The following is an 11,197-nucleotide window of genomic DNA, read 5'->3' on the forward strand; positions in this document are numbered from 1 at the left end:
GTCGCGATCTTCACCCAGCGCTGGCTGCACGGCGAGATGGCGATCCAGGCGCTCGAGGCCGGCAAGCATGTCTATTCGACCGTCCCGATGGCGATCGAGGCGGACCAGATCGCGCGCATCATCGAGCTGGTCAAGGAGACCGGCCTGACCTACATGATGGGCGAGACCAGCTTCTACTACCCGTCGTCGGTCTACTGCCGCCAGAAGCTGGCGGCCGGCGAGTTCGGCCGGGTCTTCTACTCCGAGGGCGACTACGTCCACGACATGGACCTCGGCTTCTACGCCGCCTACCAGTACAGCGGTGGCGACGACTGGAAGAAGACCGCCTCCTTCCCACCCATGCTCTACCCGACGCATGCGGTCGGCAACGTTCTCTCGACGACCGGTCAGCACGCCACGCACGTGTCCTGTATCGGTGTGAAGGACGACCGTGGCGATGGCGTCTTCGACAAGGAGATCAGCCAGTTCGACAACGACTTCAGCAACGCGACCGCGCTGTTCAAGCTCGCTGACGGTGGCGTGATGCGGACCAACGAGATGCGTCGTGTCGGGTACCCGTCGCACATCCGCGAGTCCCGGCTGCGCGTCTTCGGTACCGAGGGCAGCTTCGAGCAGCTCGCCACCGTGAGCGTGTGGCAGACCAAGGAGGGCGTCGAGGATGTCAGCGAACTCCTCGAGTCCGCCCCCAGCGCGTCGCTCGACGACACCGACATGGTCAACGTCGACCCTGCCCTGCGCGACGCGTTCCTGTCCGGCCTCGCGCCGGTCCACGACCGCAGTCGTCTGCCGGTCGAGTTCACCGGCCTGCACAACGGGCACGAGGGCTCGCACCACTTCCTCGCCGACGACTTCGTTCGCTCGGTCGCCGACAAGACCCTCCCACCCATCAACGCCTGGGTCTCCGCCCGCTACACCCTCCCTGGCATCTTCGCCCACCAGTCCGCGCTGCAGGGCGGCGTGCAACTGGAGATCCCGGATCACGGCGACGCTCCTGCCTGAGCTGTGGGGCAGTTCCTCACCAGGTCGTTGCCAGTTCATCCTCGAGTCCTTGTAGCTGCGGCGGTGCCTGACATAGGAATCTAGGTATGACATTCCGCCGCCTGTCCCGCCCAAGATCCGCCCTGGCGGGCGTCGCCGTCGCCACCCTCGTGGCCGGCGCCGCCCTCGCCAGTACTGCGTCCGCGCAGCCGCCTGCTCAGCACTCTGGTGGCTCCGCCGCGACGGTCCTGCCGCTCGGTCCGGCCGGCCTTCCCGAGACCAGGGAGAGCCGGCCGCTCCAGCCTGGTGTCACCCTGACGACGATTGTGCGAGGTCAGGCCGGCCCTGGTTCGACCTGGACCGTCGAGGTGGCGATTCCGTCGAGTTCGCCCGACCCTGACGCCCCGGCGACCGCACTCTCCGACCGGCCGACCGCCGACGCCGCGGCTGCGCGCCTCCGCGCCGCGGGGCTGGAATCGCGGGTGGAGGACGTCCCGACGCCCAAGTTGGCTGACGCCGGCGGGGGCTCCCTCGGGTACCGCGTTCGCCTGGGTTCCTTCGCCACCAAGGCGGAGGCTGATGCCCTCCGGACGAAGGTCATCGCCGCCGGTCTGAACGGTTCCAGCATCTACACCGGCTGGGACGGCGAACCCGACGACGTCAGCGGATCCACCGGTCCCTGGCATGTTCAGGTGCTGACGATCGACCCGAAGAAGTTCCGCGGGACCCTGGACGCGTCGTACGGGCTGGATCTTGAGGCGCGTGAGACGACCAGCACGCTCGCGACCCTGACCGGCGCGACCGCTGCGGTCAATGCCGGCTTCTTCGTGCTCGACCCGAAGGCGGGAGCGCCGGGTGACCCCGCCGGCGTCGCTGTCTACGACGGGCGCTTGGTCAGCGAGCCGACGGCCGGACGGCCTGCTCTGGTGATCGGCGACAACGCCCGCGGTACTGCGGTCGAGCGGTTCCGCTGGCGCGGCGAGCTCCGCGGGGCCGGCAAGCCGCTTCCGCTGGACGGGTTGAACCGAGTGCCGGGTCTGATCCGCAACTGCGGTGGTACTGCCGACGACCTGCCGACCTCGAAGCCGTTGCACGACGTCACGTGTACCGATGCCGACGAGTTGATCGCCTTCGACTCGGCGTACGGGGTCAGCACACCTAGCGGTCCCGGCGCGGAGGTAATCGTGGATCGGCGCGATGTGGTGAGCGCGATCCGGCCGACGACCCGAGGCGGCGCGATCCCCGAAGGCGGCCGGACGGTTCAGGCGACCGGCAACCTGGTCGCACCCCTGCTGGCAAGCGCGAAGATCGGCAAGCGGCTGGAGATCAAGGCTTCACTCACCGACGAACGCGGTCGCCCGGTCCAGCTCTCATCCCGTACGACGATCGTCAACGGCGGGCCCGAGTTGGTTCGTGACGGCAAACTGCGGGCGACTCCGGCGGCCGACGGCATGGCGCCTGTCGGTAACCCGAGTTCCTACTACGGCTGGGTCCACAAGCGAAACCCCCGGACCATCGCCGGTGTCGACGCCCAGGGCCGCACGGTCCTGATCACCGCCGACGGCCGCAACGTCGACAGCCTCGGCCTAGGCATCGCCGAGGCAGCCGCAGTCGCCAAGTCCTTCGGCCTCCGCAACGCCATCAACCTGGACGGCGGCGGCTCGACCACCATGGTCGCCAACGGCACCGTCCTCAACACTCCGTCCGATGCCACCGGTGAACGCCCAGTCGGAGATGCCCTGGTCATCACTCCGACGCGTTAACCGAAGATCTTCCGGAGGCGGACGGTCATGGAGTTGGTGAGGTGCTGGGTCATGGCCTTCTCGGCGGTGGCGGGGTCGCCTGAGGCGATGGCTTCGACGAGTTGGCGGTGTTCGACCAGGACCTCGGGGCCGGTGCCGCGGTCGTAGTGGAGGCGGAAGATGTGCAGGTGGCAGTGGGTTCGCTCGAAGGCGAGGCGGACCTGCTCGCTGCCTGACAGCCTCGCGATCAGCGAGTGGAAGCGGTTGTCGTGCGCGGTGAGCGCCTTGTAGCCCGCGTAGTCCACGGAAGTCGGCTCGACCGCGGTCGAGAGCTCGGCGGTCAGCAGCGAGCGGCCGGCATCGTCGATCTGTTCGGCCGCCCGCCGGGCCGCCCAGGGTTCGAGCAGCTGCCGGAACCGGTACAGGTCGTCGAACTCCTCCAGCGTCAGCAGCGGCGTCGCTCGGTACCCCTTCAGCGGTTCCTTGTCGGCGAGTCCCTCGGACTCGAGCCGCGCGAGCGCCTCCCGCACCGGCGTCGACGAGACCTGGAAGTCACGGGCCAGGCCGTCGATGGAGATCCGCGCGCCAGGCTGGATCGCGTGGTCCATCAGCATCGTCTTGATCGCCTCGTACACGTCGTCGGCGAGCATCTGCCGCCGCAGCAGCCGGCGATCCTGCGGTTCCACCGTCTCTGTCATCGTCGCCGGCCTTTCTTCGGGCAGGGTCTCGGGCGAGGTCACGGTCATGGTCACGGCCTTGACCCAGGTCGCGGATTTCGGCAGGGTAGCACTGGTAATCATGCATCATGCACGATTCGACATCCGTATCGGAAGGCTCCGCGAATGGTGAGGTTCGACGAGGTCGGGGTACTGCCCGAGTCCGGGGACAACGTGGCGATCTGTTCGCGCCGCCTGGAACAGGGCACCGTGATCGATTTCGACGGCACCCAGGTGACCCTGCCGCACACAGTTCTCGAAGGTCATCGTTTCGTGGCGCGACCGGTCAAGACCGGCGAGGCGCTGTTGTCGTGGCACACCCCCTTCGCCCGCGCCCTGCGCGATCTGGAGGTCGGCGACTACGTCTGTACTCCGACCAGCCTGGCAGCGGTGTCCGCCAGAGGAGTGGAAGGACTTCCGCAGGAGCCCTCGGCCAGCAACGAACCCCTCGATCCTTACGAGTTCGACGAAGGCGCGCTGAACCTCGGTCAGCAGGTCACCTCGGTCGAGCAGCCCGGGACGTTCCTCGGCTATCCCCGTGAGCAGGGACCGGCCGGCACCCGCAACCACGTAGTACTGATGGCGACGAGTTCCAAGAGCAGTGGGTTCGTCACGGAGTTGGCCAGGAGGTTCGACGGCGCCGCCGGGTTCGACGGCGTCGTACCGGTGGCTCACACCGAGGGCGGCGAGGCCGGTACGCCGAACAATCTGCACCTGTTATTGGCCACGCTGGCCGGATTTGCCCTGAACCCCAATGTCGGCGCAGTACTGATCGTCGACACCGAGGACGATCTGGTGTCCGGGCAGGCGATCCAGGACTTCATGACCGAGCAGGGGTATCCGCCGATCCGCGTGCCGCATGCCTTCTTCACCAGGCAGGCCGGCTTCGAGCACGACCTCACCGCCGCAGGCGCTCTGGTCGAGCCCTGGCTGCCGGTGGTCGCCGCGCAACACCGCGAGGAAGTTCCCCTCAGAGATCTCAAGATCGCCCTGCAATGCGGCGGCTCGGACGCGTTCTCCGGAATCACCGCCAACCCCTTGGCCGGCGCGGTGGGCCGCGAGGTGATCCGCCACGGCGGTACGGCGGTCCTCGCGGAGACCGACGAGCTGATCGGCGCCGAGGGGTACGTCCTGAAGAACGTCCGCGACCTCGCGACGGCCCGCAGGTTCCTCGCCACCGTCCAGTCGTTCAAGGAGCGGGTCGGGTGGCACGGTCACACCGCGGAGGGCAACCCGTCCGGCGGCAACGTCTACCGCGGCCTCTACAACATCGTGCTCAAGTCGATCGGCGCGGCCCGCAAACTGCCGCGCGAGGTCCGGCTCGACCACGTGATCGACTACAGCGAGCCGTTGCCCGGCAGCGGGTACGTCTTCATGGACAGCCCCGGCAACGACCTGGAGTCCGTGGCCGGCCAGATCGCGAGCGGCTGCAACCTGATCTTCTTCACTACCGGCAACGGGTCGATCACCAACTTCCCGTTCGTGCCGACACTGAAGTTCGTCACCACCACGGCCCGGTACGAGCGGCTGCACGCGGAGATGGACGTGGACGCCGGCCGCTACCTGACTGGTACGCCGATGGACGACCTGACGGCCGACACCTTCGACCTCACCGTCCGGGTGGCATCGGGCGAGTTGAGCGCGGGGGAGCGGGCCGGCCACAGTCAGGTGTCGATCTGGCGCAACTGGCGGCAGAGCGGACCCCGCGAGGGCATCTCGATCAGCACCGACGGCCGCACCAGCCGCAACCTGCTCGATCTCCCCGCCGAGGACCGTGACGCACCTCTGCCGGGCCAACCCCTCACCACGACAAAAGGGGGCGAACGATCACACCTCGACACTGCGATCGTTCGCCCCGTTTTGACCGACTCCGGGCGCCCGGGCGTGTCGCTGCTGGAAGTGGATGGGCGATTGGTGCCGGAGGCAGTGGGGTTGATCTTGCCGACAAGTCTGTGTTCGGGCCAGATCGCTCTGAGGCTCGCAGCGCAGGCGGAGGCTGAGCACTGGGCCGGCGATGCGGTGACCCGGATGGTCGCGCTGCCGCATACCGAGGGCTGCGGGTCGAGTGGTGGTGCGTCGGAGGAAACGTTCGCGCGCACGATGCTCGGCTATCTCCTGCACCCGAACACCAGGATGGCGCTGCTGCTCGAGCACGGCTGCGAGAAGACGCACAACGACTACTTCCGCTCGCGGCTGGTCGAGGCCGGTGCGGATCCGTCGCGCTTCGGCTGGGCGAGCATCCAGGCCGACGGCGGACTGGACGCCGTCACGGGCCGAGTCCGCGACTGGTTCGGCAGCTTCGACTTGCCCGCACCGCAGGCGGTCTTGGGCAGCGTCGGTGAGCTGACCGTCGCCCTCGAAGCCCGTGGCTCACTCACCGGAGAGACTGCTGAGGCGCTGGCACTGATCGGCCGCGAGATCGTCGACGCCGGCGGTTCGGTCGTCCTCTCGTCGCGCGGCACCCTGCTCGCCGACAAGACCTTCCGGTACGCCGCCTTCGGCTCTCCCGCCGCGGTGGAGCCGACGATCGCCCACGGCCAGCGGTTCGCGGCGAACGGCTGGCACGTGATGCGGATGCCCGGCACCGACTGGATGGAGACCGCGACCGGGTTCGGTGCCGGTGGTGTCCAGCAGGTGCTCGCGCATGTTGTTGGTGGCACCTTGTCGGCGCAGCGGTTCGTGCCGGTGGTGGAGTTCAGCAGCGACCCGGAGACAGTCGCGAAGTACGGGGACGATCTGGATGCGGTTGCCTCAGGCAACGCTGCTGACCAGGCCGCGGTCGGGCTCGACGTCATCGCAGCGGTCGCGGGCCGGGATCAGATTCCGAAGGCGGTTGCTTCCGGCAACGTTGGCTTCCAGATCACCCGCGGCCTGCTCGGTACCTCGATGTGAAAGGTGGACACCCATGCACTTGGTCCGATACCAGCTTCCCGGACAACGGCCGCGGGCCGGCGTTCGAACCGATGACACGGTGGCACCGGTTCAAGGTTTCGCCGGGATCGCGGAGCTCCTCCGCCTGACCGTCGAGGAACTCCGCGAGGCCGTCGGTAAGACCGGGGACGAGGTACGGGTCCAGGACGTCCGGCTGCTCCCGCCTCTCGACGGGTACGGCGAAGTATGGTGCGCCGGTGTCACCTACGAGCGATCCCGTGGCGCCCGGATGGAGGAGAGCACCGAGCAGTCCGTCTACGACCGCGTGTACTCCGCGCCGCGGCCCGAGTTGTTCCCCAAGTCACCGGCCTGGCGGCTCGTCACGGACGGCGAGCCGATCGGGATCCGCGACGACTCCGGTCACGACGTCCCCGAACCGGAACTGGCCGTGGTCGCGAACAGCCGGGGCCAGATCGTCGGCTACACCATCTGCAATGACCTCAGCTCCCGCTCGATCGAGGGCGAGAACCCGCTCTACATTCCCCAGGCCAAGGTGTTCGCCGGTGGTTGCGCGCTGGCCACCGGGATCCGGCCGGTCTGGGAGGTCGCGGACCCGAAGGCACTCACGATCGACCTGGCGATCCGCCGGGACGGCGCCGATGTGTTCACCGGGACCACCTCGACCGGCAGCCTGGTGCGCGAACTGCAGGACCTGGTGGACGTGCTGTTCGCGCCGAACGAGTTCCCGCACGGGGTGATCCTGGCGACCGGGACCGGCATCGTGCCGGAGCTCGACTTCGCCCTGCGGGCCGGGGACGAAGTGGAGATCGCGATCAGCGAGATCGGCACGCTGACGAATACGGTGGCAGTGGGCCGGGAGCCCTTCGCCTTCCTGGCCACCGAATCTCTGGAGGAGACCCGATGACCCCGGACACCACCCCCGCCGAGCTCGAGCAGGCACTGTCCGCAGCGGCGGCGGCCGCCAAGCCGCTCGCCGCGTCGGAGCCGGAGGTCCGCGCCGGGTGGATCCGGGCTGTCGCGGATGCCCTCGATGCCGCGGTGGACGAGCTGGTGCCGATCGCGATGCGCGAGTCGTCCCTGTCCGAGGCCCGGCTGCGCCGTGAGGTGGCCCGGTGCAGCGGGCAGCTGCGGATGTTCGCCGACGTACTGGCCGAGGGCTCGTTGCTCGAGGTCATCATCGACACCGCCGACGCCAACGCCAAGCCTGTACCGCGTCCTGACCTCCGGCGGGTCCTGGTTCCCCTCGGTCCGGTACTGGTATTTGCCGCGAGCAACTTCCCGTTCGCCTTCAGCGTGTGCGGTGGTGACACCGCATCGGCGTTGGCCGCAGGTTGCCCGGTGATCGTCAAGGCGCACCCGGGTCATCCGGAGCTATCGGCGAGGACGGCCGAGGTGATGATCGAGGCACTCCGGGCCGCGGGTGCACCGGCCGGAACGCTCGGGTTGGTCCAGGGGTACGACGTCGGCGTGGTCGCGTTGAAAGACCCGCGGATCACGGCCGCCGGCTTCACCGGTTCGGTGCCGGCGGGCAAGGCACTACACGAGATCGCAGTCACGAGGCCGGAGCCGATCCCGTTCTACGGCGAGCTCGGCAGCCTCAATCCCGTCTTCGTAACCCAGGCCGCAGTCGATGCCCGGGGCAAGGACATTGCGACCGGGTACGTCGGGTCGTTCACCCTTGGCGTCGGCCAGTTCTGCACGAAGCCCGGACTGCTGTTCCTCCCCGCCGGCCACGGTCTGCAGGAGCAATTGGCGGAGGCAGCCGGCGGAGTCGCCGGGGCAAATATGTTGAACGATCGCATTGCGGAGGGCTTCTCCTCCGGTCTCGATCGGCTCCAGAAGGTCGATGGGATCCGCGTCTGGGCTTCCGGTGGCGCGACTCTGCTGCAGACCACGGTTGGCGAGCTACTGGAGCGGCGGGAGGAGATCCTGGAGGAGTGCTTCGGTCCGGTTTCGATCGTGGTCGAGTACGCCTCCGAAGAAGAGTTGGTGAGCGCGGTCGAGGCCTTCGAAGGCAATCTGACCGCGACTCTGCAGGCAGAGGAGGCCGTCGACGCCGAGTTGGCGGGGAAGTTGCTGCCACTGCTGACGGAACGCGCCGGGCGGGTGTTGTGGAACGGCTGGCCGACCGGGGTCGCCGTGTCGTGGGCCCAGCATCACGGTGGTCCGTTCCCCTCGACCGTGGGGTCGATCCACACCAGCGTCGGCGTGACTGCCGCACGTCGGTTCCAGCGGCCCGTGGCGTATCAGGACACGCCGGACACGGTGCTGCCCGCAGTACTGAAGGACGCGAATCCGGCCGGGATCAGCCGCCGGGTGAACGGCGAAGTGACGACCGCGGAGGTGTCTCGATGACGGACGATCCCAACCAACCGATCGAGCAGGTGACCACCGACCCCGCGGGCGGCCCCACGCCGGATAAGACCGGGCGGCCGGTGGGCGACGAGCCGGGACGGCCGGAGGGGCACATCGGGCGGCGGAGTTTTGATCACTGGTTCGGGGAGAAGGACCGGAACGGGTTCATCCACCGGTCCTGGATGCGGGCGCAGGGGTTCTCGGACGAGGTGTTCGACGGGCGTCCGGTGATCGGCATCTGCAACACCTGGTCCGAGCTGACGCCGTGTAACGCGCACCTGCGCAGGCTGGCCGAATCGGTGAAGCGCGGCGTCTGGCAGGCGGGCGGATTCCCGCTGGAGTTCCCGGTGATGTCGCTCGGCGAGACGATGCTGCGGCCGACCGCGATGTTGTTCCGCAACCTCCTCAGCATGGACGTCGAGGAGTCGCTGCGCGGCAACCCGATCGACGGCACGGTGCTGCTGACCGGCTGCGACAAGACCACTCCCGGCTCGATCATGGGCGCGGCCTCGGTTGACCTTCCGACGCTGGTGGTGACCGGCGGTCCGATGCTGAACGGCAAGTTCCGCGGTTGCGACATCGGCTCCGGTACTGCGGTCTGGCGGTTCACGCAGGACGTCAATGCCGGCCGCATGACGCAGGAGGACTACGCCGCGGCCGAGTCCGGCATGTCCCGTAGCAACGGGCACTGCATGACGATGGGCACGGCGTCGACGATGGCCTGCATGGCGGAGGCGCTCGGGCTGCAACTAACAGGCTCGGCCGCGATCCCGGCCGTCGACTCGCGGCGCTACGCGATCGCGCAGCAGGCCGGTCAGCGGATCGTGCAGATGGTCGAGGAAGACCTCAAGCCGAGTGACATCCTGACCCGCGATGCGTTCGCCAATGCGGTCCGGGCGAACGCGGCGATCGGTGGGTCGACCAACGCGGTGATCCATCTGCTGGCGATCGCCGGCCGGGTGGGCGTCGACCTGACGTTGGACGACATGGACGAGTGGGCGCGCGGAGTACCGTGGCTGGTCGACCTGCAGCCGTCCGGGAAGTACCTGATGGAGGACTTCTACTACGCGGGTGGGCTGCCTGCGGTGATGCGGGAGATCCTGCCGCTGCTGAAGGCTGATGCGATCACTGTGACGGGCAAGAGCATCGGTGAGAATGTCGCCCGGTCTGAGCGAACCGTCGACACCGACGTGATCCGTGCCGTTGAGGATCCGCTTGGCAGTGGCGCTGGAACCGCAGTACTGAAGGGGAATCTGGCGCCGGATGGTGCCGTGGTCAAGCAATCCGCGGCGTCCGAGAGATTGTTGCAGCATCGCGGTAAGGCGCTCGTCTTCAGCAGTATCGAGGAGTACGACCTGGCCGTCGACGACATGGACCTCGACGTCGATGAGGACACCGTGCTGGTGCTGCAGAACTCGGGGCCACGTGGCTATCCGGGGATGCCCGAGGTCGGCAACCTGACGATCCCGCGCAAGCTCGCCGAACAAGGTGTCGACGACATGGTCCGGATCTCCGATGCCCGGATGAGCGGTACGGCGTACGGGACCGTCGTGCTGCATGTGGCGCCGGAGGCGGCTGTGGGTGGGCCGCTGGCGTTGGTCCGGACTGGTGACTGGATCGAGCTCGACGTGCCTGGACGGCGGCTGCATCTGGACGTCTCGGACGAGGAACTCGCGAAGCGGCGCGCCGACTGGCAGCCGGCCGTGGCTCCCACTGACCGCGGCTGGGCCCGCCTCTACGTCAACCACGTCACCCAGGCAAACGAGGGCTGCGACCTCGACTTCCTAGTCGGCCGCAGCGGCTCAGCCGTAGCCCGCCAGAGCCACTAATGCCCACGAACAGCAACGCCGACGGCACGGTAGGAGGGTCCTGGGGACCGTTTGAGGCGATCCGGGGGTTGCGGCCCAACGGGACTCTGCCGCAGGTGACGCCTATTCGGCGGCTGCTTCCGGATCTGCCGGCGGAGAGCGATCCGTACGCCGCTGCGCAGGCTGCTCTGGCTCCTTTGGCAGCGAGGATCCGCCCGGGGGACCGGATTGCGGTGACCGCGGGGAGCCGGGGGATTCACGATCTGGTCGTCGTGGTTCGGGCGGCTGTTGATTGGCTTCGGGCGGCGGGTGCGGAGCCGTTCGTCGTACCGGCGATGGGGTCGCATGGTGGTGCGACGGCTGATGGTCAGCGGGAGATGCTGGCTGGGCTCGGGGTGACGCCGGAATCCATGGGCTGCCCGATCGAGGCGACCATGGAGACGGTGCTCGTCGGCACGCTCGACGACGGGACGCCGGTGCACCACGACGCGATTGCCGCGAAGGCGGATGGCGTCCTGCTGGTCAACCGGGTGAAGCCGCACACCGACTTCCACGGTCCGGTGGAGAGCGGACTGGCGAAGATCCTGGCGATCGGGCTCGGCAACCATCTCGGTGCTGCTTCCCTACACGCTGGTGGGATTCCGTTGCTGGGCGGTGCGATCGAGGCGGCGGCCCAGATGGTGGTTGCTCAGGGCAAGATCTTGGG

General features: G+C 68.2%; 7 protein-coding genes and 1 pseudogene. 7 read left to right on the forward strand and 1 reads right to left on the reverse strand.

Going from position 1 to position 11,197, the window contains the following annotated elements; genetic code table 11:
• Positions 1-999 (forward strand): Gfo/Idh/MocA family protein (locus VFG33_RS24340; protein ID WP_325055259.1); only part of this gene is annotated, 999 nt, incomplete at its 5' end.
• A gap of 86 nt (positions 1,000-1,085) precedes the next feature.
• On the forward strand, positions 1,086-2,741 hold the full coding sequence (locus VFG33_RS24345; RefSeq protein ID WP_325055260.1) for a phosphodiester glycosidase family protein: 1,656 nt from the start codon (positions 1,086-1,088) through the stop codon (positions 2,739-2,741).
• On the opposite strand, the gene VFG33_RS24350 is transcribed toward VFG33_RS24345, so the two are convergent.
• Positions 2,738-3,520, reverse strand: a complete 783-nt coding sequence (locus VFG33_RS24350) for a GntR family transcriptional regulator (protein ID WP_325055261.1) — start codon at positions 3,518-3,520, stop codon at positions 2,738-2,740. The two genes, VFG33_RS24345 and VFG33_RS24350, sit on opposite strands and share 4 nt — an antisense overlap.
• A gap of 42 nt (positions 3,521-3,562) precedes the next feature.
• On the opposite strand from VFG33_RS24350, the gene VFG33_RS24355 reads away from it, so the two are divergent.
• The 5 genes and pseudogenes from VFG33_RS24355 to VFG33_RS24375 form a co-directional block, all read left to right on the forward strand.
• Positions 3,563-6,328, forward strand: a complete 2,766-nt coding sequence (locus tag VFG33_RS24355) for a UxaA family hydrolase (RefSeq protein ID WP_325055262.1) — start codon at positions 3,563-3,565, stop codon at positions 6,326-6,328.
• 13 nt (positions 6,329-6,341) lie between these two features.
• The gene (locus VFG33_RS24360) at positions 6,342-7,232 is read left to right on the forward strand and encodes a fumarylacetoacetate hydrolase family protein (protein ID WP_325055263.1); all 891 of its coding nucleotides are present in this window, start codon (positions 6,342-6,344) and stop codon (positions 7,230-7,232) included.
• On the forward strand, positions 7,229-8,683 hold the full coding sequence (locus VFG33_RS24365; protein ID WP_325055264.1) for an aldehyde dehydrogenase (NADP(+)): 1,455 nt from the start codon (positions 7,229-7,231) through the stop codon (positions 8,681-8,683). Before VFG33_RS24360 ends, VFG33_RS24365 begins: the two co-directional genes overlap by 4 nt.
• Complete coding sequence (locus VFG33_RS24370) at positions 8,680-10,512, forward strand: IlvD/Edd family dehydratase (RefSeq protein WP_325055265.1); 1,833 nt, start codon at positions 8,680-8,682, stop codon at positions 10,510-10,512. The genes VFG33_RS24365 and VFG33_RS24370 overlap by 4 nt, the downstream gene beginning before the upstream one ends.
• 95 nt (positions 10,513-10,607) lie before the next feature.
• Positions 10,608-11,197: pseudogene (locus tag VFG33_RS24375) on the forward strand (nickel pincer cofactor-dependent isomerase, group 22); the annotation flags it as partial.

This window comes from Kribbella sp. (assembly GCF_035687465.1).
Taxonomy (GTDB): domain Bacteria; phylum Actinomycetota; class Actinomycetes; order Propionibacteriales; family Kribbellaceae; genus Kribbella.

Excerpts from the sequence above, each read along its gene's own strand:
- VFG33_RS24360 (WP_325055263.1), top strand. The coding sequence starts at position 6,342 with ATGCACTTGGTCCGATACCAGCTTCCCGGACAACGGCCGCGGGCCGGC.
- VFG33_RS24370 (WP_325055265.1), top strand. The coding sequence starts at position 8,680 with ATGACGGACGATCCCAACCAACCGATCGAGCAGGTGACCACCGACCCC.
- VFG33_RS24355 (WP_325055262.1), top strand. The coding sequence starts at position 3,563 with ATGGTGAGGTTCGACGAGGTCGGGGTACTGCCCGAGTCCGGGGACAAC.
- VFG33_RS24350 (WP_325055261.1), bottom strand. The coding sequence starts at position 3,520 with ATGATTACCAGTGCTACCCTGCCGAAATCCGCGACCTGGGTCAAGGCC.
- VFG33_RS24345 (WP_325055260.1), top strand. The coding sequence starts at position 1,086 with ATGACATTCCGCCGCCTGTCCCGCCCAAGATCCGCCCTGGCGGGCGTC.
- VFG33_RS24365 (WP_325055264.1), top strand. The coding sequence starts at position 7,229 with ATGACCCCGGACACCACCCCCGCCGAGCTCGAGCAGGCACTGTCCGCA.